The sequence below is a fragment of the Bacillus sp. FSL R5-0654 genome (assembly GCF_038008745.1).
Classification (GTDB): Bacteria; Bacillota; Bacilli; order Bacillales; family Bacillaceae; genus Bacillus; species Bacillus safensis.
Genome location: NZ_JBBOZV010000001.1, coordinates 2,578,196 through 2,598,867, shown reverse-complemented (window position 1 = coordinate 2,598,867; position 20,672 = coordinate 2,578,196). Strand labels below are relative to the sequence as shown.

General features: G+C 37.2%; 36 protein-coding genes. 33 read left to right on the top strand and 3 right to left on the bottom strand.

Translation table 11 applies throughout. The annotated features are described in order from the left end of the window. Positions 1-22: 22 nt before the first annotated feature. Positions 23-1,153: a 2-methylaconitate cis-trans isomerase PrpF family protein gene (locus tag NSS76_RS13275; protein ID WP_044335311.1), complete on the bottom strand. Its 1,131-nt coding sequence runs from the start codon at positions 1,151-1,153 to the stop codon at positions 23-25. Positions 1,154-1,288: 135 nt separating this feature from the next. Here NSS76_RS13275 and NSS76_RS13270 point away from each other — a divergent pair, with 135 nt between their 5' ends. From NSS76_RS13270 to NSS76_RS19650, 3 genes are all read left to right on the top strand, one after another. Continuing rightward, on the top strand, positions 1,289-2,149 hold the full coding sequence (locus NSS76_RS13270) for a LysR family transcriptional regulator (RefSeq protein ID WP_024423208.1): 861 nt from the start codon (positions 1,289-1,291) through the stop codon (positions 2,147-2,149). Positions 2,150-2,302: 153 nt separating this feature from the next. Further along, a complete protein-coding gene (locus NSS76_RS13265; protein WP_341082381.1) occupies positions 2,303-3,619 on the top strand; it encodes a CitMHS family transporter in 1,317 nt (438 codons plus the stop codon). Positions 3,620-3,824: 205 nt separating this feature from the next. Beyond that, positions 3,825-4,109, top strand: coding sequence for a helix-turn-helix domain-containing protein (locus NSS76_RS19650; protein ID WP_420797613.1), 285 nt, complete (start codon positions 3,825-3,827; stop codon positions 4,107-4,109). Here the strand turns inward: NSS76_RS19650 and NSS76_RS13255 are convergent. Next, a complete protein-coding gene (locus tag NSS76_RS13255) occupies positions 4,078-4,512 on the bottom strand; it encodes a helix-turn-helix domain-containing protein (protein ID WP_341082380.1) in 435 nt (144 codons plus the stop codon). The genes NSS76_RS19650 and NSS76_RS13255 overlap by 32 nt on opposite strands. A gap of 262 nt (positions 4,513-4,774) precedes the next feature. On the opposite strand from NSS76_RS13255, the gene NSS76_RS13250 reads away from it, so the two are divergent. Beyond that, positions 4,775-5,890 carry an AimR family lysis-lysogeny pheromone receptor gene (locus NSS76_RS13250; RefSeq protein WP_341082379.1) on the top strand — a complete coding sequence of 372 codons (1,116 nt, stop codon included), beginning with the start codon at positions 4,775-4,777 and terminating at the stop codon, positions 5,888-5,890. A 20-nt stretch (positions 5,891-5,910) separates the two neighbouring features. Continuing rightward, positions 5,911-6,036, top strand: a complete 126-nt coding sequence (locus tag NSS76_RS13245) for a hypothetical protein (protein ID WP_341082378.1) — start codon at positions 5,911-5,913, stop codon at positions 6,034-6,036. Between the two features lie 197 nt (positions 6,037-6,233). On the opposite strand, the gene NSS76_RS13240 is transcribed toward NSS76_RS13245, so the two are convergent. Further along, positions 6,234-6,632, bottom strand: coding sequence for a helix-turn-helix domain-containing protein (locus NSS76_RS13240; protein ID WP_058015859.1), 399 nt, complete (start codon positions 6,630-6,632; stop codon positions 6,234-6,236). A 156-nt stretch (positions 6,633-6,788) separates the two neighbouring features. On the opposite strand from NSS76_RS13240, the gene NSS76_RS13235 reads away from it, so the two are divergent. The 28 genes from NSS76_RS13235 to NSS76_RS13105 all read left to right on the top strand — a co-directional run bounded on the left by NSS76_RS13235 (position 6,789) and on the right by NSS76_RS13105 (position 20,666). Next, positions 6,789-6,992, top strand: a complete 204-nt coding sequence (locus NSS76_RS13235) for a helix-turn-helix domain-containing protein (RefSeq protein WP_269379470.1) — start codon at positions 6,789-6,791, stop codon at positions 6,990-6,992. Positions 6,993-7,110: 118 nt separating this feature from the next. After that, complete coding sequence (locus NSS76_RS13230; protein ID WP_017367805.1) at positions 7,111-7,263, top strand: hypothetical protein; 153 nt, start codon at positions 7,111-7,113, stop codon at positions 7,261-7,263. A gap of 74 nt (positions 7,264-7,337) precedes the next feature. Next, positions 7,338-8,201, top strand: coding sequence for a phage replisome organizer N-terminal domain-containing protein (locus NSS76_RS13225; RefSeq protein WP_341082377.1), 864 nt, complete (start codon positions 7,338-7,340; stop codon positions 8,199-8,201). Further along, positions 8,140-9,006 (top strand): ATP-binding protein, encoded by an 867-nt coding sequence (locus tag NSS76_RS13220; RefSeq protein WP_341082376.1) that lies wholly within the window; start codon positions 8,140-8,142, stop codon positions 9,004-9,006. Before NSS76_RS13225 ends, NSS76_RS13220 begins: the two co-directional genes overlap by 62 nt. A gap of 84 nt (positions 9,007-9,090) precedes the next feature. Continuing rightward, the gene (locus tag NSS76_RS19645) at positions 9,091-9,246 is read left to right on the top strand and encodes a DUF6906 family protein (RefSeq protein WP_445662183.1); all 156 of its coding nucleotides are present in this window, start codon (positions 9,091-9,093) and stop codon (positions 9,244-9,246) included. Beyond that, positions 9,243-9,773, top strand: coding sequence for a hypothetical protein (locus NSS76_RS13215; RefSeq protein ID WP_151284819.1), 531 nt, complete (start codon positions 9,243-9,245; stop codon positions 9,771-9,773). Before NSS76_RS19645 ends, NSS76_RS13215 begins: the two co-directional genes overlap by 4 nt. Then, positions 9,742-9,882: a hypothetical protein gene (locus NSS76_RS13210; RefSeq protein WP_289407654.1), complete on the top strand. Its 141-nt coding sequence runs from the start codon at positions 9,742-9,744 to the stop codon at positions 9,880-9,882. Before NSS76_RS13215 ends, NSS76_RS13210 begins: the two co-directional genes overlap by 32 nt. Beyond that, entirely contained in the window at positions 9,882-10,016 is a 135-nt protein-coding gene (locus tag NSS76_RS13205) for a BH0509 family protein (protein WP_341082375.1), read from the top strand. The genes NSS76_RS13210 and NSS76_RS13205 overlap by 1 nt, the downstream gene beginning before the upstream one ends. 15 nt (positions 10,017-10,031) lie before the next feature. Next, positions 10,032-10,205: a hypothetical protein gene (locus NSS76_RS13200; RefSeq protein WP_341020894.1), complete on the top strand. Its 174-nt coding sequence runs from the start codon at positions 10,032-10,034 to the stop codon at positions 10,203-10,205. A gap of 65 nt (positions 10,206-10,270) precedes the next feature. After that, positions 10,271-10,480, top strand: a complete 210-nt coding sequence (locus NSS76_RS13195) for an XtrA/YqaO family protein (RefSeq protein WP_017358222.1) — start codon at positions 10,271-10,273, stop codon at positions 10,478-10,480. Between the two features lie 37 nt (positions 10,481-10,517). Then, on the top strand, positions 10,518-10,685 hold the full coding sequence (locus NSS76_RS13190) for a hypothetical protein (protein WP_341082374.1): 168 nt from the start codon (positions 10,518-10,520) through the stop codon (positions 10,683-10,685). Then, the gene (locus tag NSS76_RS13185; protein ID WP_341082373.1) at positions 10,682-10,930 is read left to right on the top strand and encodes a hypothetical protein; all 249 of its coding nucleotides are present in this window, start codon (positions 10,682-10,684) and stop codon (positions 10,928-10,930) included. The genes NSS76_RS13190 and NSS76_RS13185 overlap by 4 nt, the downstream gene beginning before the upstream one ends. Then, positions 10,927-11,391, top strand: a complete 465-nt coding sequence (locus NSS76_RS13180) for a hypothetical protein (RefSeq protein WP_341082372.1) — start codon at positions 10,927-10,929, stop codon at positions 11,389-11,391. The genes NSS76_RS13185 and NSS76_RS13180 overlap by 4 nt, the downstream gene beginning before the upstream one ends. Before the next feature lie 28 nt (positions 11,392-11,419). Continuing rightward, positions 11,420-12,163, top strand: coding sequence for a hypothetical protein (locus NSS76_RS13175; RefSeq protein WP_341082371.1), 744 nt, complete (start codon positions 11,420-11,422; stop codon positions 12,161-12,163). 10 nt (positions 12,164-12,173) lie between these two features. Beyond that, positions 12,174-12,350: a hypothetical protein gene (locus tag NSS76_RS13170; RefSeq protein ID WP_341082370.1), complete on the top strand. Its 177-nt coding sequence runs from the start codon at positions 12,174-12,176 to the stop codon at positions 12,348-12,350. After that, positions 12,347-12,478 (top strand): hypothetical protein, encoded by a 132-nt coding sequence (locus NSS76_RS13165; RefSeq protein WP_341082369.1) that lies wholly within the window; start codon positions 12,347-12,349, stop codon positions 12,476-12,478. The genes NSS76_RS13170 and NSS76_RS13165 overlap by 4 nt, the downstream gene beginning before the upstream one ends. A gap of 12 nt (positions 12,479-12,490) precedes the next feature. After that, positions 12,491-12,718 carry a hypothetical protein gene (locus NSS76_RS13160; RefSeq protein WP_073206821.1) on the top strand — a complete coding sequence of 76 codons (228 nt, stop codon included), beginning with the start codon at positions 12,491-12,493 and terminating at the stop codon, positions 12,716-12,718. A 2-nt stretch (positions 12,719-12,720) separates the two neighbouring features. Then, positions 12,721-12,999, top strand: a complete 279-nt coding sequence (locus NSS76_RS13155) for a hypothetical protein (RefSeq protein WP_073206818.1) — start codon at positions 12,721-12,723, stop codon at positions 12,997-12,999. Beyond that, positions 12,996-13,421, top strand: a complete 426-nt coding sequence (locus tag NSS76_RS13150; RefSeq protein WP_341082368.1) for a hypothetical protein — start codon at positions 12,996-12,998, stop codon at positions 13,419-13,421. The genes NSS76_RS13155 and NSS76_RS13150 overlap by 4 nt, the downstream gene beginning before the upstream one ends. An 89-nt stretch (positions 13,422-13,510) precedes the next feature. After that, on the top strand, positions 13,511-13,948 hold the full coding sequence (locus NSS76_RS13145) for a hypothetical protein (protein ID WP_073206812.1): 438 nt from the start codon (positions 13,511-13,513) through the stop codon (positions 13,946-13,948). A gap of 90 nt (positions 13,949-14,038) precedes the next feature. Further along, the gene (locus NSS76_RS13140) at positions 14,039-14,161 is read left to right on the top strand and encodes a hypothetical protein (RefSeq protein ID WP_276205480.1); all 123 of its coding nucleotides are present in this window, start codon (positions 14,039-14,041) and stop codon (positions 14,159-14,161) included. 13 nt (positions 14,162-14,174) lie between these two features. Next, complete coding sequence (locus NSS76_RS13135; protein WP_073206808.1) at positions 14,175-14,624, top strand: ArpU family phage packaging/lysis transcriptional regulator; 450 nt, start codon at positions 14,175-14,177, stop codon at positions 14,622-14,624. Continuing rightward, positions 14,621-15,163 carry a site-specific integrase gene (locus tag NSS76_RS13130; RefSeq protein WP_017358204.1) on the top strand — a complete coding sequence of 181 codons (543 nt, stop codon included), beginning with the start codon at positions 14,621-14,623 and terminating at the stop codon, positions 15,161-15,163. The genes NSS76_RS13135 and NSS76_RS13130 overlap by 4 nt, the downstream gene beginning before the upstream one ends. 227 nt (positions 15,164-15,390) lie before the next feature. Continuing rightward, complete coding sequence (locus NSS76_RS13125) at positions 15,391-16,197, top strand: DUF2971 domain-containing protein (protein WP_341082367.1); 807 nt, start codon at positions 15,391-15,393, stop codon at positions 16,195-16,197. Between the two features lie 184 nt (positions 16,198-16,381). Next, a complete protein-coding gene (locus NSS76_RS13120; RefSeq protein ID WP_341082366.1) occupies positions 16,382-17,653 on the top strand; it encodes a PIN-like domain-containing protein in 1,272 nt (423 codons plus the stop codon). Between the two features lie 40 nt (positions 17,654-17,693). Further along, entirely contained in the window at positions 17,694-18,053 is a 360-nt protein-coding gene (locus tag NSS76_RS13115; protein ID WP_341082365.1) for an HNH endonuclease, read from the top strand. Between the two features lie 397 nt (positions 18,054-18,450). Continuing rightward, positions 18,451-18,954 carry a phage terminase small subunit P27 family gene (locus NSS76_RS13110; RefSeq protein ID WP_057079380.1) on the top strand — a complete coding sequence of 168 codons (504 nt, stop codon included), beginning with the start codon at positions 18,451-18,453 and terminating at the stop codon, positions 18,952-18,954. Next, complete coding sequence (locus NSS76_RS13105; RefSeq protein ID WP_341082364.1) at positions 18,954-20,666, top strand: terminase large subunit; 1,713 nt, start codon at positions 18,954-18,956, stop codon at positions 20,664-20,666. Before NSS76_RS13110 ends, NSS76_RS13105 begins: the two co-directional genes overlap by 1 nt. The last annotated feature ends 6 nt before the right edge of the window (positions 20,667-20,672 follow it).

The window sequence follows — 20,672 nt, the reverse complement described above, 5'->3', positions numbered from 1 at the left end:
GCAGACGAGAACATCGTCTGCTTTAAGCTTCTCTTTTAATATGAGGCTGAATCACATAGTCTTGTTTTGTGAAGACAACTCCGTCTAGAATTTCTCTTGCCGTTCGAATGACTTTGACTCTGTTTTGAGAGATGTCAATTTCCGTTTGCATAATACCAGCAGGATGCCCAATACGAAGTGTGTCACCTTGTCCTTGGAACAGCTGAGAAGGAAGCGTTTCATCCAAGAAACAGCTGGCTGTCACGCAGACAGAGCCGGTAATGGCAAGTGCTTGGTGCGGTCTTTGCATCGATAGCATACGAACGATGATGTCCATATCTTCTGCTCGTCTCAAGATTCCATTTGTATCTACATAATCAGCAGGCTCGCTAATGAGCGCAAGCTTTGGAACAGCTGGAGACTGTAATGTGGCCATTTCTTTTGGTGCAAAATGACACATTTCAGCAGCGAGAGAACGAATATCTTCTAAATCATCCAGTAATTCGTCTGTAAACTCTTCAGGTAATTCAGTTCCTTTTAATTGAATATCTTTGGCACGAATAAAGGCAATTGGATTTGCAATGTCAACGATCGAGATTGGAATTTCCCCAAACTTCGTTTGAATCGTATCAATTTTGTTTCCAGTCGGAAAGGTTTTACCTGTGACAGCGCCTTCAGGTTTCTCAAAGGATAAATAAATAGGAGAACCAGTTCCTTTTACTCCTGGAATTTCTGCCTGTCCTTCAAATTTCACTTCTCCATTTTCAACTTCGACCTCTGCCGTAATGACTTTATTTGTATTGGTATTGAGGATACGTACAGTTGTAATGGGCTCAACCGCTTGAACAAGTCCTTTAATGATCGCATACGGCCCAACGGCTGATGAGATGTTCCCGCAGTTTCCTTTAAAGTCTACATATCTCTCATTAATGCTGACTTGTGCAAATGTATAGTTCACATCCACATCCGGGCGTGTGGCTTTATCGATAATGGCCACTTTGCTTGTTAAAGAATTACCGCCGCCAATTCCATCGACCTGCAGCCGGTCAGGGCTGCCCATAATGTCTAATAGAAATGCTTCGAGCTCATCGTGTTCATATGGTGCATTGTTTGCGTGAATGAATACTCCTTTGCTTGTACCGCCTCGCATGATTGTGATTGGAACTTTTCTCATGACTCTCACCCTCAATTTTTAATTAACTGTTTATCTAACCAAAATGGTAAAGTATAATAAGAGATAAGTTAAATACATTATTTTAAGAGAAATCGATAAAATTATTTTATAATTAGTAAAAAAGGAGGGCATACAATGGATGAAAAAGATTGGCGGTTTTTAAAGGTACTTTATGAAGAAAAGAACATCACAAAAGCGGCAGAAAAATTATTTGTCTCTCAGCCTGCCTTAAGCTATCGATTGAAACAGCTTGAAGAGGAGTTTGATATGAAACTTTTCTTTAAAAGAAAACGAGGAATTGAATTTACATCAGAGGGCGAATACTTGGCTAAATACGCAAATGACATGCTCAAACAGCTGCAGCAAACGAAAGATGGCATGCTCAATATGCAAAAAAAGGTCAAAGGAACCATTCGGTTAGGGGTCTCAAGTAACTTTGCCCAGTATAAACTGCCAGAAATATTAAAGGAATTTTCTAAGCAGTATCCACATGTTCAATTTATGGTCAACACAGGCTGGAGCACAAAGGTAATGGATTTATTAGGAACATCAAGTGTGCATTTAGGGATTTTAAGAGGCGATTATGACTGGAATGGAGAGCGTTTTTTGCTTGATAAAGAGCGTCTTTGCATTATTTCAAAATCAGAAATTCAGCTAAAGGATCTCCCGAATCTGCCGCTCATTGACTATCATACAGACAGTTCATTAAAACGGCTGATTAACAGATGGTGGCAGGAAACATTCACAATGCCTCCGCTTGTCACGATGGAGACAGACCGTCAGGATACATCAAAAGAGATGGTGAAGCATGGTTTAGGCTATGCCATTGTCCCAGAAATTTGCCTCAGACCAAGTGATGAGTTATTTGTAAAAGGACTTTCGTATAAAGATGGACAGCCTGTTTTAAGAGATACATGGCTCATGTACCAGCCAGACTCACTTCATTTGTCTGTGGTGAAAGCGTTCATTGAGTTTTTAAGAAATCAGCAAGGTTGATTATAAAAGAAATTTATTGAATATACGAAAAAATCAATATTTTCATTATAAAAAAAGCTATTATATCCTTGAAATAGAAAGCGCTAACATATAGATCGCAAGTGCAAGGGGGCGCTTGCAGATCATGTAAAGAAGAGGATGGAGGGATATAAAGTGCTAGCTATTTTAGGGATCTTGATGGTCTTGACATTTACATTTCTCATTATGACAAAACGTATGCATCCGGTGGTGGCTCTAACCGTTGTACCTATCATATTTGCATTGATCGGCGGCTTTAACAAAGGGTTAGGGGACATGATGCTTGATGGACTGAAAACTGTTGCACCATCAGCTGCTTTATTGTTATTTGCGATTTTATTCTTCGGTGTCATGCTGGATGCTGGATTGTTTGATCCTCTGATTAAACTCATTCTACGTATTGTAAAAGGTGATCCTGTCAAAATTGCTTTTGGGGTAGCGATTTTGTCTATGCTTGTTGCATTAGATGGTGATGGAACAACAACGTACATGATTACCGTATCAGCTATGCTGCCACTTTTCTTAAGAATTGGGATGAATCCATTAATTTTAGGAACAATTTCATTATTATCATTAGGAATTATGAGCGGAATGACGCCATGGGGCGGTCCAGCTACTCGTGCAATCGCGGCGCTTGGATTAGATGCAGGCGAATTTTTCATTCCATTACTCCCAACGATGGTTGGAGGCGGTCTTTTTATACTTTTTACTGCTTATGTACTTGGGAAAAAAGAAAGAAAACGGATTGGGATTGCAGAGATTCAGTACAAAGAAGAGCCGTCCATTTCTCCTGAATTGGCTGCGTCAATTGAAGATGGAGTAGCCAATATCAAGAGACCGAATCTGATTTGGATTAACTTCTTCTTAACAATTGCGGTCATGGTCACACTCGTCATGGATATCATACCAATTCCTGTACTCTTCTTAATTGGATTTGTCATCGCTCTGATGATCAATTATCCAAAGGTTGAAGATCAGCGCGAGCGAATTTTATCTCATGCAGGAAACGCATTAACGGTTATCACACTTGTATTTGCAGCAGGGATTTTCACAGGGATTTTTTCTGGAACAAAAATGGTTGAGTCCATTGCCAATTTGGTCATTTACATGATTCCGGATTCCTACAGCTCATTTTTCCCGCTGATTGTTGCTTTGACGAGTATGCCATTTACATTTGTGCTCTCAAACGATGCTTACTATTTCGGAGTGCTGCCAATCTTGGCTGAAGCCGGCGCAGCTTATGGGATTGATCCGGTGGAAATTGCACGTGCCTCTATCATAGGGCAGCCTGTTCACTTACTGAGTCCGCTTGTAGCTTCAACACTGCTGCTTGTCAGTATGCTGAACAAAGATATTGGTGATTTGCAAAAATATGCACTGCTATGGACCGTGTTAACTGCCCTTTTTACAACACTTATTGCATTGTTAACAGGCGCCATTTCAATCTTTTAAATACCACGCAAAAAAGGACGATGTCTCGGGGAGGAGACTCGTCCTTTTTTGCGTGGATGAAAGCGCAGAAATTGGACGCTGATATGCGGGATTTCTTGATTTTAACGTCACCTACCTCAGGCACCCGGCATATGATATCTCGACTATACAGAATCCCATTCTATAGAGACTAGAGCTCTCACCTTAGCAAGGAGGGTTACAATACTTGAAGGAGAAAGAGTTTCAATCCAAGCCGCTATTAACCAAAAGAGAAAGAGAAGTATTCGAATTGCTCGTCCAAGATAAAACAACAAAAGAAATTGCAAGCGAGCTTTTTATTAGCGAAAAGACTGTTCGAAATCACATTTCGAATGCTAAGCATACCTTTTGCAAACGAACAATAAATCCTCGAATAAGTGTAGAAATAAAGTGCTTAGAGGAAGGGGAAAGAAATAGGAGTGGAAAAAAGAAGCTTAAAATCAATCGTCATTCGATGAAATATTGCTTGTGATGAATTTGACCTTAGAGGCTCTATAATTCTTTAATGCATCAAGCATGAAATTTCGTTCATCATCTGTTAATGGGTTTCCATCATCATCTATAATGTTAATATTTTTGATTGTATCAAGAGTCAGTCCATTCACATAAACTTGATTCGTCTCTACATCTTTGCCGTTGAAATCAATATATCTAGGATCGGTAATAAAAAAGCTGAGATCCACATTGAAAAAATCGGAAAGTTTCATCATGGCTTCCAAAGACGGACTTTTAATCTTACCGGTTTCAAGCTTTGATAAATACCCATTACTCAGACCAACTTCTTCAGCGAGACGTCTTATTGATAGTTTAGGTTTTTGCTTGTTTCTTAGTCTGTTTAAGTTTATTCCGATTATTTCGTTTTTTTTATAATCCATTAGATAAAGACACCCCAATTTAATAACACTTAATCTTAATCAATAACAATAATTATATCATGTTGGAAATTACTTGCTAATAATCCTACTCATATTTACAAATAAAGCTCGCAGCATATAACTCCTCCAAAAGTTATATGTTAATATAAACCTTAAAAGGATTATAATTGAATTAACAGAAAAGGATTGTTTTTAATTTTAGATTAAAAATTCATACTTATTCGACATTTTGTGACAGCATTTTCGACTTTAGAGTGCTAAATTGATTTTGAAAGGTGAGCGTATGCACAGTACAATTAAAAATGATGATATAAGAGACGTTCTGAAAAAACACCTGGATAAAATGGAGAAATCCCAAAATAGCATCGCCAAAGCGATCGGGATTACAAAAGGTTATATGAGTAAATTTTTTTCGGGAAAAGAAATAGCTTTTTGGATGGTCATAGAAACAGTAAGGGAAATTTCACCTAGTGAAGAAAAACAATTGATGAAAGAATACTCTAAAAGTGGCTTCGATAAGAAATACATTTATAGCGCTTTGGAATATTATTACACCAATCAGATGTTTAATGAAATAAGATATATTATTGATAATTATTCTTCTGTAGCACCAGACGCTTGTAATGCTTACCGCTTTGCTTTGAACTTTAGAGAATCATTTAAACCGCTTGAACACCAAAGAGCATTAAACAATCTTAAAGCAAAAACCATAGAAGGTAAAACATTACTTGAAATATTTGAATCATATGTCTATTACAATATCGGGAAGTACGATTTAAGTTTGTATTCAATTGATAGAGCCAAGGAATTTTTAAAAGGAATTAATGATCCATTTCTAAAGAAGAGCTTTAAAGCGAGAATTGATGAAATTCTTGCAAACACGTACCTGAAACAAGAAAATAATATTGAAAAAGCAAGAGATTCTGCAATGTCTTTAATGAAAACAGGTATTAGCAAAAGCCATGTCATGACCGCAACATATTTACTTGGCCTATCCTATTTTTTTGAGTCGTATAAGAAATCACTAAATTACTACAAGCAACTTTTGAAATTATATGAAGAGTTTCCAGAGAGAGAAGAAGAAGTTATCCAAAATAAAGAAGAGATTGCTATTCTTCAATATTACTGGTGTAAAAAAATTGATGAAGATTATAATGTTACACATTTCACACAGGTTCTAAGTGAAGGTAGTTCACTTAAACTGTATTATTTAGATAAATCCTTACGCCCCTATGCATATCTATTTGATGGAATTAGAGAGGTAAGGACAGATAAAATTTTATTATGTTTACACTTTTTCTCTGAACAGCGTGATTACTTTAGAGCTAATATCCCGAAAATCCAGTTGAAAAAAATGGATTTAGATCTTACACTTTAAAGGTCAAGGGAGGTGAAAGTATGAAAGCATTAACTAGCTTATTTATAATAACAATTTTTCTTTTACCAGCCGGAGTGAAGGACGCTGATATGAAGAGTGAAAAAGAAATGATTATTCAAACAAAAGAAGTTAGAGTAGGGATGTAAAAAAAGACGTTACCAGAAATGGTATCGTCTTTCGTGTTTTAAAGAGGTGTTTCCTGTTTTGGGAAAACAACAAAACAGGAAACACTAGTTAAATTAGGGGGAAAGTATATTGTCTAGTTACGAACAACTTATTGAAAAAATAGAGAGAGAAATATCTAAAATAAAGAAACTTGAAGAAGAAAGCAAAAAAAAATAAATTATTCTTTTCCTTTTAAATAATTTTCTCTTAATTCTCTTAGTTCCTTTAGGCGATCAATTACATAATTAATTTCTTCTTTTGTGATTTTAGAGCCGTTGTCATGAACAATGTTTAATTTTTCAAGGTCATTTATATTAATATGTTTGCTTGAGAATAATTCGTTCTCTTTTTCAGTAAAGCTATTTATGCTTTCTTCATCCAAAAATAAATATGAACTATGTACATCAAAATAATCTGCTATTTTATTTATAACTTTAACGGAGGGAATTTGTGAGTTATTCTCAATTCTAGATAAATAGCTTTGAGATATACCAATTTCCTTAGCTGCCTCTTCCACAGTTTTCTTCTTTTTTAAACGTAGACGCTTTACAGCAAAACCGATTTTTCTATTCTCCATTTTTAAACCACCTTTGATCGTAACAGTTTAACCAAAATTACATAATAATTATAGCATACTGACTTTCCAGACGGGAATATTTCTTTTGGAAAAGACTTGCCAATAATATTCCTGTGTGGTATATTCATTCCTGACAGGAATATTAGGAGGTGCTGTGTGATTGACCTTAATGAACTAGCTAAAATGTTGAAAACGAAAAGAAAAGAGAGTGGTCTTTCTCAAGAAGAATTCGCAGAAGTGATGGGTTTTACGGGTTCTTATATATCGAGACTAGAAAACGGAAAAATTTCTCCTACTTTTAAAAGCTTAGAGAGAATTTCAGAGCAAGTTGGCATAAAAGCCAAGCTTTTTTTTGAATAATTTAATACCTGTCAGGAATAATGCTTGGGGTTTTTTAATTTTCAAATTTGAAACTGCTGATTTTTTTGGTGGGTAGTCCTACTGTCCACACTGCATATTATGTGTCGAGGTGATCTTTATGGCTAAGAAAAAGCAAAAGAGAAAAAGCAACCTGTTTCTTGGAGAAGTTTTCTTTGGAACAGAAGACAGAGAAAAACTTTTTACTGAGGCTGTGGCGCCTTATTACACACCAGTAAAAAAAGAAAAGAACAAAAAAACTAAAGAGGCTTGAAACATTTGTTTCACCTTTTTTTAAAGGACAAGCTTCAATTAGAAAAACTCAAAAACATTAGGAGGATTTTGAAGATGGGTGAAGTTAAATGGGTGAAGCTAAGCACCCAGATGTTCGATGATGAAAAGATCAAACTCATTGAACAAATGCCTGAATCTGACACTCTGTTGATTATATGGGTTAAATTACTTGCTCAAGCAGGAAAAACTAACGCATCTGGTTTTATTTATCTAAGTGAAAACGTGCCTTACACAGACGAAATGTTAGCGCATATTTTTGGAAGACCATTAGGAATTGTCCGAATGGCTTTAGACACTTTCAGGAAATTCGGGATGATAGAAATTAATGAACAGAATTATATAAGTATATGTAATTGGGAGAAGCATCAGAATTTAGATGCCCTTGAAAAAATTAGAGAACAAAACAGAAAAAGAGTCTCTAAACACAGGGACAAACAAAGAGCTTTGCAACTACCAAAACCGTGTAACGTTACAGATAACATTACGGTAACGCAGAGTAACGCAATAGATATAGATAAAGAATTAGATATAGATAAAGAATTAAAAGATATATTGTCGGGCAACCCGACTGCAGATAATCCAAAAACTCAAAAAACAGAAATTCCTTTCAAGCTGATTGTTGATCTGTTGAATCAAATGTCAGGTAAGAAATTCAGAACAACCACACCAAAAACACAAAAAGACATAAGAGCAAGATGGAACGAGGGATTTAGATTCGATGACTTTAAAAAAGTGATCTTGTCCAAATGCTATGAATGGCGTAATAACCCAGACATGAGTAAATACCTCCGACCTGAAACGCTATTTGGAACCAAATTCGAGGGTTACTTAAATCACAGTGATGAGGTGATAAAGCGTGCAGAGCATCAAATCAGTGGCGGCGGAGTCCTTAAACGCAAGAATGACCTTCCATTCTGAATACTGCAATAAACACACATTCACAAGAGGGAACGAGGATGTCATCAAGCCTGTTCGTATGATGATCCTCAATGGCAAAATAATCTGCCCAAGATGTGAGCTGGAGGCAGATGAAAAGAAGATCCAAAAAGACTTGGAGAGGCAGATCGAGTTTAGCCAGCGTACAAAGAATTTCAACATGCTGGAGAAGCGCAGCATCTTCCGAGACAGAACCATTGCTAAAGCGACGTTTGATAATTACAAAGTGACAGAGCCTGAGGAAACGGCAAACAAACGCCTCATGATGGAGCTTGTCGGTTATTTGAAACAAGGAAAAGTGTTTAATATCTTTCTGCAAGGTCATCCAGGAGTGGGTAAGAGTCATCTGGCTTATGCCGCGCTCAAAGCTCTGAATGTGCCGCCTGACCCTGAGAACCCTAAAGACATGGGCAAATCATGCTTGTTTATAAACCTTGCTGATGCTGCTTTTGCAATTCAAGACTCTTTCAACAACAAAGAAAGTAAATTCACACAAGGTTATGTAACTGGGCTTATAGGTGATGTGGATTATCTAGTGATTGATGATGTTGGTGCTGAAACGGGATCTGAACATTCAAAGAGCGAAGCCACTAACTTTATTCACAAGATACTTTATGCAGTCACATCGGCTAGACAGGATAAAACAACGATTTACACATCCAATTTAACAGGGGACAAACTAAAACAAATGTACGACACAAAACTTGTATCACGCATGACAAAAAAGTCTAAATACATTTTGTTTAAAGACACCTTTGATAAGCGTGACGAAGAATTGCCATTTTAGGAGAAAACTATGACCATCAGCAATTCAACCGCTTCCGAAATTGCAAGTTAAATAGCCTATAAAAAAACACAAGGAGGAACGATCATGAAAAAAGGCGGTATAAAGCCCACGAGAGCCGAAAGAAAGATTTTAGTAGTAAATGGGTTGAACCCACTTTATTGGCTCGTAGAAAAGAATCTGACGACATCTGTGCACGTTGTACACAGAGAGGTCGGTCGCAGAAAGGAAATTGCAAAGTGAGTGCTACTAGAATCATTTTAGAAGATTTCAATTTCGAATGGACCATTGTTGGCCTCAAGAGGTTTTTGGATTACTGGTACGAAGGCAGGTCTTTGAGTGAAATGGCCGAGCTGTTTCGCAGGCCAGAAGAAGAAGTGTTAATGCTGATGATTGATTTCAGCAAAAGAGGAAAGATCAAGGAGCGCCCGAACGGTGTCGGCGCAAACGAGCCTATGTACATCAAAAAGAGCGTCATGATGGCGAAGAAGCGAGAATTACGCAAGTTGTTTGAAGATCAACCAGTTTACTACGCTTGCCCGTCCAGCGACTTCATATGGTGCGAGAGGGATATCATATCTTTTCGGAAGATGTGGCAGGATCATGAACCGATTAGACACATCGCAAATCGTTTAGCACGCAATGTTGATGAAATTCTGCTGCTTATTATAGATCAAGGCGATCTAGGCAAGATCGAACCACGTAAAGGCGGAGTCTTCGGAAAGGGGGACAAGCAGCATGAAGAAAAAGAGCATCTTGTTGCCATTTGAAAAAGCGACAGCACGCCAGCTGGAAGTCATTGCGAGATATGAAGAGTGTCCGAAACAGCTAAAGACAGCAGCCGTGCGCCACCTCAAAAAGAGGGGAGGCATCAAGTGATGAGTAGTGATGATAGAGCGTTAATGATCGAGTGGTTGAGTCTCACAAACGTTGGTCGCGAGTATTGCGAAAAACTATCTGACGAAGAACTCGAAAGAATCTATAATCTCAACGTTCCGCAGCGTGACGAATAAAAGGAGGTGAGCATATTGGAAAATGTAGCGAATCCATACAAAGCAGGTCCAGTGAAAGCGTGGGTTATGTCAGAGGAAGAACTAGCAGTATATAGGCAGCAACATCCACCCAAGCCATATAAAAAGAGACTCAAACGTAAAGACTGGCGTTGGCAGCGCACAGATCAATCCGTCGAGTCTCAGCGGTAGAATTCACATCAAAATGTGAGTAATTAAGCCCATGAATCTTAATTATATCACATGGAGTGATCAAAGTGAATGAACCACAACGAATCACATTAGAAAAAAACGACCTTTTTACAGCTGATGTTGAACCGGGGAAAATTCAAGTGATTGTCCTAGACGGGATTAATAACACAGCTCATATAACAGAAGCACCAGAGCACGGACACACGATAATCGAAACCATTAAAGGCAAATTAGATCGAATACGTTTTGACTACGGATTCAAATTCAATAAATAAGCAGGGGATGTTCATCCCCGGCGGGGGAGGAATCACGATGTTATCAAAAAATCAAATAAACGTTGACCTATTTGACGAGGTGACACGTTTGAAAAGAGAAATAGAGAAAAAGAATTATCAGCTCCGCGGATTAGCAGCCATGAAAAACATCGAGAAACAATATGAATTTGCTTTTATGAAGCGATTGGACGGTGAAAGAGTATGAGTCTACCAAAACACGTTGAATTGTCTCAGGCCGTCAAAGCCTGCAAACATCAAGCGATCACGATTCAGGATGCAGCTGCTCATCTTAAAGTGCCAGAAAACGTTGTACCAATGCTGGTACGTGAAAATGATGACCTTGTTATAGAGGGAAATGTCATCTTGGCAAAACGTGAATCAAACGGGCCTGTTATCTTCATGCTTCTTGGTTTCATGGGGATTATAACGATTGCTGGGTTGATGCAATGAAACACATCATTAAGTCTATTAAAAAGACTTATAACCTGTACAAGCAGCCGTTGCAGATTGGCGACTTGCTGGAGTTTAAACAAACAAACTGGATCATCATTGGCATAGAAGAAGTTTCAATCACATATAGCCAGCTTGAAATTGTATACACATGTCAAAATACAGCTGAAAAAATGCTGTATCAGCCAGAGACATTTAATCCAGCTGAATATAAAACAGTAGACATTGTAGCAAGAATCAGAACGGGGAAAGAACACATCTTGAAAAAGATACAACTTGGAAAACTCGTGTGGATTGAGGGCAAGCCGTATCAATCAGTCGGGTATACAGATGTCAGCATTGAATACACGGATATTGTTGTCTCTTTTCTTGGCAGACCTATCAGACCTATTCCAGTCAAAGAGGTCAAAGCAAAGCTACTGGAAGAACGGAAAAAAGCACTTAATTTGCAGCTTATATAACAGCCTAGCGGCTTAGGAGGAAAAAATAATGAACCTTGAAAAAAATATTAAAGATGTTATTGCACAACAATTAGAAAATGGAATGGTTGAAAATCTGATCGCAGAGCAATTGAAACAAGGCGTTTCAAAAGCGCTTGAAGACCTGTTTTCTTCATACGGTGGAGAAGCAAGAAAAGTCATTGAAAACAAGTTGAAAAGCGTCATTGTCCCATACCTTGAAACTTACGATTACTCAGAATACATCACCAAGCTAGACCATGTGCTAGTAGAAACGATAAAAGAAGCGTCATTTGATAACCGAACACTGCTTGAGAACTTCAAGAATTTAATGATTGAAGAAAAAGAAAAGACTATCAAACTGTCTGACCTCTTTGATGAATGGAAAAAGTATGTGGCAAAGGAAGTAGAAACTGACGGCCTTGAAGTTGAATTTGAAGCTGGTCCAGAGTATGAAGCGGTTGAGGTTAGTGTTCAAGTTGAGCGTAATGAGGACAGATCATGGAGTAGTTTTGAATACGCCACAATATTTTTTGAATGTGAGCATGACGAAGATTTGAATTTTGAGATACCAATTTCTATCTATAAAAAAAGAGAAAAGGAATGGGATATCGACTATAGAACGAGCAACGAATTGAAGTCGCTGAGACATCTAAATGACTTTGAAATCTTGCTAATGAGATTAAGTCAAAACAACGTGAAACTCGATCTTGATATTGAGTGGGAAGAGGATGAAGTCACACCAGATGAAGAGCCGGAAGCGACTTTCAGTTAGGAGAAAACATATGAAGCTTAATAAAAAGCAACAAAATCAAATCATCGAACGAATGAACGACTTTGGAGAAAGAGGAGTTCGTTCGAATGGAGCGGATAAAGAAGCTGTTGCCGGAATGGCTACTCTTCTTTGGATGCTTCAAGTCTTAAACGTTGATATGCAATCACTAAAGGAGGAAGCACAATGAACGAAAACAACCCGATTATCTCATCTGTAATTACAAAGCTGCACAAGCAGCAGGAAAAAGGCCTGAATAAGTACGGGGTTGAGGTCAAAACCTCCTCTCCTCCTAGAAGAAATGGTACTGATCATTGACAGAAGCCTGCTATGAAATATTCAATTTTGAGTGTTCGTGATGCTTCTAAATATGTTCCAAGAGATCAACTAACGAAATTTTTGGAGCATCTAGTAGAGGTGGAAATGTATATAGAAGAAGGTCGGAAAAAAGATGAAAAAAAGCCTTCTAACAACTATGTGATTATTAATCAAGATGAGCCATATATCCATGAAATAATTGACGTTATGAAAAGAAATGGGCACTGGGAAGGGGAATGAATATGAATTATGCAAAATTGAACGGGGATAATGTGGTCATTAAATTACCTATTGATCTATTGGTGATCGCATTTAATGACAATCCAAACAATTGGGATGAATCAATCAAAGTGAAATTCAAAAGGCAGTTTGCTAAAGGATTTGCTGAAAAAATTAACGGAACTTCAACGAATTACGAAAGCGGTTTAACTGTTTTCCAAGAAGCGATAGATGCAATTTTTGAAGAAATGCTTGAAGAAGCACCAAACTATATTAGATTTCCTAAGGAGGACTTAGTATGAAAAAACTACTAATCACACTAACTATTATTATTGCGGCGGTGCTTTATGCGCCGTCTGCTCAAGCAGTATGGTCAAACTGGCAAACTGAGGGATATGGTCATCAAGCGAGAGTCTTTACGGATGACACCAATTACTATGCAGGCGCCAAGACAGTTGATTGGAGAGTGGAAAAGAAAGGATCGGGAACACTTTACTACACCGCTGGAGTTTATAAAAAGAGATCCAATGGTGGTTTAACAGATACTAATCTAGTTCAAAGAGGCAGCTTCAAAGCGTCCACGCCTCTAAAGTCGTTTAGCGTGAGTGAAATCCGCAAGCGTACCGGCAAAGGAACATACGTGATCCAACTGGACTGCTACACCGATTCCAAGAAACGAAACTACATCGGAACCTTTGAATCCGTTAAATTCAATATAAATTAAGGGTCTTCGTTTTCAGATCAGGATGTTAGAGGGAATAGCTGTTAAATTCACATTTCATAGTATAATTAAAATAAAAAAGGGGTTATATCATGGAATTAGAAAAAATCTTGACCATTGCTATTACAGCTATTCTTTCAGCAGTTGCTGCTAACTTTGCAGTGTACTTAAAAGAAAAGAAGATTCGTAAAGAAAATAAAGAATTACAGAACTATGAAAATGCATTTGAAAAAATTTATAAGCCTTTGTACCAAATTGCCATCAAAGATGTATACACGCCAAAAGGATACGACGGATTGGATCATGAACAAATTACAAAAATGAAAGGGTTTATAGATAACTTCCCTGAATATTGCCCTATTGATTTAATACATCTAGTTAATGACAGATTCGATGATTCAATGAGACTAAGAGGAATGCATGAAATGGGATTGAGTGAACACCAAAAAGTCGATGATAACCAAGTACTCTACGATTATGTTGTAGAAAAATTTGAAGAGTTAAAACTGAAACTAGGTACAACTAAATAAGTCCAAGACGGAGAGCCTGCGGACACTGATCAACACCTTTTACGGGTGCTGGTTGGTGTCCGTTTTTTATTTGTCTGAACGGAGGATGACATGAAGAAGGAGAAACCGAAAAAACAGTCGCAAGAGCTTACAGAAAGAGAGATACGTGAGCTGATGGGGCAAAACATGCAGCGGTTAAAAAGAGCCAAAGGCGGGGCAATGCGCAGAAAATAAAGGGGGAATTATCATGAATCAAACAAGTTTAGACATTCCGCAGATCGACGAGGAAAAAACTAGAGCAAAGATGGAAAGAATGCTAGAAAAGTATAAAATGTTAAGGCTTCAAACGCCAGAAGACTTTCTTCCAAAGATCACAACAACATACACCATTACGCCGCCGAGTTTTTCAAATCAGTTCCACTCATCTACAGAAGAAGCAGCTCTTAAAAAAATGGATTGGGAGATTGAGCGTGAAAAATATATGAAGCGAATCGAAAGGGGCATTAATCGTCTAACGCAAAAAGAGCGGCGCATCCTAGTTATGCTCTATATGCAGGATGAAGAGATGTACGATTACGAAATATATGCAGAAATGGGACTTAGTCAGCGAAATTATTATCGGGTGAAAAACAAAGCGTATTATAGACTGGCCTTTGCTTTGAGAGAAGAAGTGTACAAGCAGGGGGATAAATTATGAATTTTGTTCAGCCGATCAGGGACCTTGATCAGATCCATTATATAAAAAAATATCTTGGAGAGCGGAACAAACGAAACCTGCTGCTTTTTGTGGCCGGAATCAATTTAGGCTTGCGCATATCCGATCTGCTGCAATTGAGAGTGAAAGATGTAAGAAAGCAATATGTGTCTTTGAGGGAGAAGAAGACAGGCAAAGAAAAAAGAATCAAGGTAAACAAGACACTTCGGAAAGCACTAGATCAATATATTAAAGATCGTGATGATCAAGAGTATGTATTTAGAAGCAGAGAAGGACTAAACAAGCCTATCAGCCGCAGCAGTGCATACAACATCTTGAGAGAGGCAGCGGAGTATGTTGGGCTTGATAGCATAGGTACACATACATTAAGGAAAACATTTGGATACTGGCATTATAAGAAGTTCAAGGATGTGGCCTTGCTGCAAGAAATATTCAACCACTCAAGCCCAGATATTACATTGAGATATATCGGGATCACACAAGACACAATGGATAGAACAATGGACGACTTTGGCTTATAGGCTCATCTGTTTAAATGGCAGGTGGGTCTTTTTTTGCGCTCTTTTTCATCAACTAACCATAATGAGAAAATGTCCAACTCATTTTAAAGAAATGGCTGAAAAGCAAGAGGGGCAAAGGATTCAGCGATTCCCTGAGTTAGACACAATATTAGATATGGTGAATTGGTGGATATTGTGGAAAAATTACTTTTAATGGTATGATTTATGAAAAAACAGGGGGCACAAGAATGCAATTCTCTCTTTGGAAATACATGTCGCTAGCTAAATTTATAGATCTACTAAAATCTAAACAGTTATTTTATTGTAGGGCTGATTTATTTGAAGATAAGTTTGAAGGGTCAAGTCCATTAAAACAATATGAATTTAATCAATCTTTAGTGGAGAAAATTTCAAGTGATGTTAACAATAAACTTTATGTGAATATAGGAAAGGGATTTATGGACTTGGGAAAAGGAGGAGAACATTTAACAAAATTTTTTGAAGAAGCAAAGCTAATGCATTATATTAGTTGCTGGCACCAAAACGAAGCGGAGTCGGAAGCTATGTGGAAGTTATATCTTCAAGGTAATGAAGGAGTAGCTATAAGAACAACTGGGAGTAATTTGTACACTTCTATTTCTAATCATAATGAAAATAGTATCATGAATGATTTTGTAGAATATATTGATTTTAACACTATGGGTATAGATCAAAGTATTAAAGATAAGTATAATTGGTCCGCTCCTTTTTTTGTTAAACGGAATCACTATTCTCATGAAAAAGAGTATCGTTCAGTTATAAGATATGTAAATACTCAAGTAGATTCTAACTTAAGTAAATTTAATTTTGATAAAGATAAACAAATAGAGAAAACCGGATTAAAAGTTGACGTAGATTTAACTCGATTAATTAACGAAGTTTATGTAAGTCCCTTTTCAGCTCCTTATTTCAAAGAGATCGTTTCTGACTTACTTCGTAAATATGAAGTTAAAGATAGGGATAATAAATATATGACCGTAAAAGATTCTAATTTAAATAAAAGTCCAATATATTAATGGCACACTTTTGGCACGAACTTGGCAAAGCGTTTTGTCTGAGAGCGGTTATGATGGTATTAGGTAATAAATTGAGAGCGGCTTCCACTAAGGAGGTCGTTTTTTTCGACAAATTTTGCATTTCCTTCAAATTATCCATCTTTGTTCGATAAACTATATGAATTATTTTATTGGAGGAATTGACTTGAGAGAACAATTTCGTGAGTTTTATTTTGATAAAGATGATAAGGATATTTGGAAAAATTCAATTATTGTCTTAGACACAAATGTTTTATTAAATTTATATAGGTATACTCAAGAAACGTCAGAACAGATACTGAATTTATTGCAAAAGTATAAAAAAAACCTGTGGATGCCTCATCAAGTAGCATTGGAATATCATTATAATAGAAAATCTGTAATTGTAGAGCAAAGTGGTTCGTATGAAAAAGTATGTGACGCTTTTGGTGATGTGCCGAATAAAATTAGAAACATGCTTAATCAAGATCTAAGTAATTTTAAGAAGAGACATAAAGAAGATGTAGAAAGTTTCTTTGAAATTATAAAAAATGTTACTGATGAACAAATAAAGCAATTAAGAAATAAAAATGAAATAGAGTTAGACTTAACCAAGGAAGATACGATTAAAAGCAAAATTACAGAGCTTTACGAAAATAAAGTAGGTAAACCTTACGATTACTCTAAAATGAAGGAATTAGAAAAAGAAGCAGAAGAACGTTTTAAAAAGGATATACCTCCTGGATATAAAGATTTAAATAAGAAAACGGGAACTAAATTTTATAACGGAGTTGTCATACAAAATAGATATGGTGATTTAATCCTTTGGAAACAGATTTTAAATTTCGCCTTAGAGAGAGAGGTTAATATAATATTCTTAACGGATGAACAAAAGGAAGACTGGTGGTACGACATAAACAACAAGATAATTGGTCCTAGAGTTGAACTGTTAAATGAATTCACTTATGTAACTAACAAAGAATTTCATATGTTCAGCTCAATCGGGTTTGTAGAAAGACATGAGGAAGATGTAAATCAAAATACTGTTTCAGAAGTAAGAGAAGTAAATGAAGTTTATGAAATAAATAAAATCAAAAAATTAAAAACCAAACACAAACTAAATATTTACAAAGATGGTCTGAAAAACCTCAGACTGACTAAAGCCGGTTTTTCATATGAAAATATAAACTTTAATTTTAAAAATGTTATTTTATTTTGTGAATGGTTTAAAGAAAATGAGTCGTTGTTTCCAGAAGAATATAAAACATACGAGTTCGTAAAATTGCTTATAGACGAATTTAATTCAGATTTTGCTGAAGAAATACTCGGATTATTATTAAAAGAAAATTTGGAGGTTTGGAATGAGGATAAAAAAACGACTTATATAAAAATGGATATTTTAAAGAGTAAGGTTCATTTAACTTTATTAGATATCTATTCTAAAAGATCGAACTTTTAGGCATCCTTTGGATGCTTTTTATTTTTTGGGGGTGAAAAAAATGAAAAAGCCATTGAAACCATGCAATGAACCTGGATGTCCTCAACTAACACGAGAAGGATATTGCCAGCAGCATAAGACATCGAAGCCTTCATATGATCTGTTCCGTGAATCATCGTCACGCCGTGGGTATAATAGCCGATGGCGTAAAGCGCGTGAAGGTTATTTGACAAAGCATCCGTTGTGTCAGTCTTGCATGTTACAAGGCAAACGTATTGCGGCTACAGTAGTAGACCATATCAAACCGCATAAGGGAGATAAAAAATTATTTTGGGATTCTTCTAACTGGCAGCCGCTGTGTGCGTCCTGTCACAGTAGGAAGACAGCTAAAGAAGATGGAGGGTTTGGAAATGGATTATAAAAAATGCACATGTGATCACTGCGGAACAATCTTCATAGTTAAATACTGTTCTAGGATTATGAAGGTCGGTCGTGGAATTAAACGTCACTTTCTTGTATGTCCAGGGTGTAAAGCTGAGTACACATCTTACTACACAAACGCGGAAGTCAGAAAGCAGCAAAACAAAATCAGCAAGCTGTATAATGCTATTCGGATGACAAGGAACAAAAGCCTACTTGATCAACATTATAAGAAAATGGATTCAATACGAGCAGATATAGAAAGAGACATGAATCAGCTTCGCATCGAAGTGGAAGGCCCCCCAGGGTTAAATCCCTAGAAACGATTTGCTGTAGACCGCGTCTCCCTCAACATCGCGAGAAATTCCCTAAATGAAATTTTGAAAGGAGGTGAGAGGATGGCGAGGCCTAGACAACCCGTAGATTTATTGTTGGTAAAGGGCAAGAAAAACCTTACCAAGAAAGAGATTGAGCAAAGAAGGCAACAAGAAGTAAAGGCGCCAAATGATAAAGTAAAAGCACCAGCATATTTACCAAAAGATTTAAAAAGAGAATTCAAAAAGATAGCGGACGAGCTCAAAAACATCGGAATTATGACAAATTTAGATGTAGATGCGCTTGCCCGTTTTTTGTTTGCTCGAAAACAATACTTAGAAATAACAGAAATCTTATTAGAGACACCGATCACAACCCTTGCTGAAAATTCAGAGGGAGAAAAGTTTGAAATTGCGAATCCTGCCTACAGTGATCTTCTTATAAATCAAGACAAATTATTTAAACAATGCAGACAAGCATCAAGTGATTTAGGCTTAACCATTTCCTCACGCTGTAAACTCGTTATCCCAAAGAAAGAAGACAAGCCTAAGACAAAAGAAGAAGAACGCTTTGGAGGTCGCATGTAATGCTAACGCAAGAAATGACCGCGGAGCTTTTAATTGAGCGCGTATGGTCATATTGCGAAAAAATCCAAGCGGGGGAAATAAAAGCAGGAAAGAAGCACAAATGGTCTGTTCAGAGGTTCATCAAAGACGTAGAGCGGCTAGCAGATGAAGATTGCCCGTATTATTTTGACGCGGAAGCAGTTCTTGATTTCTATGAATGGGCCAAGCAATTTAATCATGTCGAAGGGATATTAGCAGGTAAGCCAATTGAACTTACAGACTTTCAATTATTCATTGCTGCTAATATTTACGGCTTTTACAAAAAAGAAAATGGTGCCAGGCGTTTTAGAAAAGCATACATCCAGTTAGCGAGAAAAAACGCGAAATCACAATTGCTGGCTATCATGGCTTCATATGAAATCTTTCCTACTAGAGAAAAACACCGCGTGTTTATTGCTGGTTGGTCAAGAGAGCAGTCGGATGAAGTCTATCAAGCAATCATTGAACAACTAAAGCACGCACCTATTTTAGAAGGGAAATACACAGACGCTAACGGGCAGGTAACAAAATACGCAACAAATTCAATCATCAAACCGTTATCCCGTGAAGCCCGAAAGGTAGGAGACGGAAAAAACCCTTCTCTTGGAATAGTCGACGAATACCAAGCACATGAAACAAGTGAAATTTATGATGTTATTGACAGTGGAATGGTCGCGCGTAGAAGTCCTTTAATGGTTATCATTACTACCGCAGGTTTCAACTTAAACGGGCCGTGTTTCAAAGAGTATCAATATGTTTCCAAAATTCTTGATCCCGACATTGAAATTGAGAACGATGACTATTTTGTTATGATCTGTGAACTTGATCCCGAAGACGACGTAAAGGATGAGTCGAACTGGATCAAGGCAAATCCGATTGTAGCAACTTATCCAGAGGGAATGGAATCACTACGGTCAGCGATAAAAGTTGCATTAGACGTGCCTGAAAAGATGAGAAGTTTCCTCACAAAAAACATGGACATATGGGTCGATCAAAAGGACAACGGCTACATGAAAATGACTAAATGGCGGGCCTGTCATGGTGAAATACCTGATCTAAAAGAAATGGCGATCTATCTTGGTTTAGATCTATCTATGACAACTGATTTGACTTCTGTCGGGTGGGTTGGTGTTCTTGATGGTTTTTATTATGTCGGTCAGCATTCCTTCATTCCAGAGGAAAAAGCAAAAGAGAAAATGGCTACTGATAAAGTGCCTTATGATTTATGGCGTGATCAAGGTTGGATGACATTCACACCAGGGGAGGCAGTTGATTATCAATTTGTTGAAAGATGGATTGTTGAATTTGCCCACGTCAACAAATTGAGAGTCATGGAAATTGCATATGACAAATGGAATGCGTTACACCTAGCGCAGAGACTTGAGAGTAAAGGATTTAATATGACGGAGCTTCCGCAAAGGATTCAGCACCTTTCTTTACCTACGAAGGATTACAGACAAAAGGTATACGAGGGCAAGCTCATTCATGGCAACGATCCTCTTTTAACTTTTGCATATAATAACGCAATCATTAAACAAGACGCGCAAGAAAATATCATGTTAGACAAAGCGAAATCCCCACAGAGAATAGATCCAGCTGCAGCGGTTATGAATGCTTTTGCTAGAGCCATGTATCACGATACGGGCGCAAACGTTGACTTAAATGAACATTTTTCAGGAAATTTCAGTTTTTAGGATGTG

Bases quoted from the DNA above. Each gene is read 5' to 3' on its own strand.
- NSS76_RS13275 (WP_044335311.1), bottom strand. From the start codon at position 1,153: ATGAGAAAAGTTCCAATCACAATCATGCGAGGCGGTACAAGCAAAGGA.
- NSS76_RS13270 (WP_024423208.1), top strand. From the start codon at position 1,289: ATGGATGAAAAAGATTGGCGGTTTTTAAAGGTACTTTATGAAGAAAAG.
- NSS76_RS13255 (WP_341082380.1), bottom strand. From the start codon at position 4,512: ATGGATTATAAAAAAAACGAAATAATCGGAATAAACTTAAACAGACTA.
- NSS76_RS13245 (WP_341082378.1), top strand. From the start codon at position 5,911: ATGAAAGCATTAACTAGCTTATTTATAATAACAATTTTTCTTTTACCA.
- NSS76_RS13240 (WP_058015859.1), bottom strand. From the start codon at position 6,632: ATGGAGAATAGAAAAATCGGTTTTGCTGTAAAGCGTCTACGTTTAAAA.
- NSS76_RS13230 (WP_017367805.1), top strand. From the start codon at position 7,111: ATGGCTAAGAAAAAGCAAAAGAGAAAAAGCAACCTGTTTCTTGGAGAA.
- NSS76_RS13225 (WP_341082377.1), top strand. From the start codon at position 7,338: ATGGGTGAAGTTAAATGGGTGAAGCTAAGCACCCAGATGTTCGATGAT.
- NSS76_RS19645 (WP_445662183.1), top strand. From the start codon at position 9,091: ATGAAAAAAGGCGGTATAAAGCCCACGAGAGCCGAAAGAAAGATTTTA.
- NSS76_RS13210 (WP_289407654.1), top strand. From the start codon at position 9,742: ATGAAGAAAAAGAGCATCTTGTTGCCATTTGAAAAAGCGACAGCACGC.
- NSS76_RS13205 (WP_341082375.1), top strand. From the start codon at position 9,882: ATGAGTAGTGATGATAGAGCGTTAATGATCGAGTGGTTGAGTCTCACA.
- NSS76_RS13190 (WP_341082374.1), top strand. From the start codon at position 10,518: ATGTTATCAAAAAATCAAATAAACGTTGACCTATTTGACGAGGTGACA.
- NSS76_RS13185 (WP_341082373.1), top strand. From the start codon at position 10,682: ATGAGTCTACCAAAACACGTTGAATTGTCTCAGGCCGTCAAAGCCTGC.
- NSS76_RS13180 (WP_341082372.1), top strand. From the start codon at position 10,927: ATGAAACACATCATTAAGTCTATTAAAAAGACTTATAACCTGTACAAG.
- NSS76_RS13175 (WP_341082371.1), top strand. From the start codon at position 11,420: ATGAACCTTGAAAAAAATATTAAAGATGTTATTGCACAACAATTAGAA.
- NSS76_RS13170 (WP_341082370.1), top strand. From the start codon at position 12,174: ATGAAGCTTAATAAAAAGCAACAAAATCAAATCATCGAACGAATGAAC.
- NSS76_RS13165 (WP_341082369.1), top strand. From the start codon at position 12,347: ATGAACGAAAACAACCCGATTATCTCATCTGTAATTACAAAGCTGCAC.
- NSS76_RS13160 (WP_073206821.1), top strand. From the start codon at position 12,491: ATGAAATATTCAATTTTGAGTGTTCGTGATGCTTCTAAATATGTTCCA.
- NSS76_RS13155 (WP_073206818.1), top strand. From the start codon at position 12,721: ATGAATTATGCAAAATTGAACGGGGATAATGTGGTCATTAAATTACCT.
- NSS76_RS13150 (WP_341082368.1), top strand. From the start codon at position 12,996: ATGAAAAAACTACTAATCACACTAACTATTATTATTGCGGCGGTGCTT.
- NSS76_RS13145 (WP_073206812.1), top strand. From the start codon at position 13,511: ATGGAATTAGAAAAAATCTTGACCATTGCTATTACAGCTATTCTTTCA.
- NSS76_RS13140 (WP_276205480.1), top strand. From the start codon at position 14,039: ATGAAGAAGGAGAAACCGAAAAAACAGTCGCAAGAGCTTACAGAAAGA.
- NSS76_RS13135 (WP_073206808.1), top strand. From the start codon at position 14,175: ATGAATCAAACAAGTTTAGACATTCCGCAGATCGACGAGGAAAAAACT.
- NSS76_RS13130 (WP_017358204.1), top strand. From the start codon at position 14,621: ATGAATTTTGTTCAGCCGATCAGGGACCTTGATCAGATCCATTATATA.
- NSS76_RS13125 (WP_341082367.1), top strand. From the start codon at position 15,391: ATGCAATTCTCTCTTTGGAAATACATGTCGCTAGCTAAATTTATAGAT.
- NSS76_RS13115 (WP_341082365.1), top strand. From the start codon at position 17,694: ATGAAAAAGCCATTGAAACCATGCAATGAACCTGGATGTCCTCAACTA.
- NSS76_RS13110 (WP_057079380.1), top strand. From the start codon at position 18,451: ATGGCGAGGCCTAGACAACCCGTAGATTTATTGTTGGTAAAGGGCAAG.
- NSS76_RS13105 (WP_341082364.1), top strand. From the start codon at position 18,954: ATGCTAACGCAAGAAATGACCGCGGAGCTTTTAATTGAGCGCGTATGG.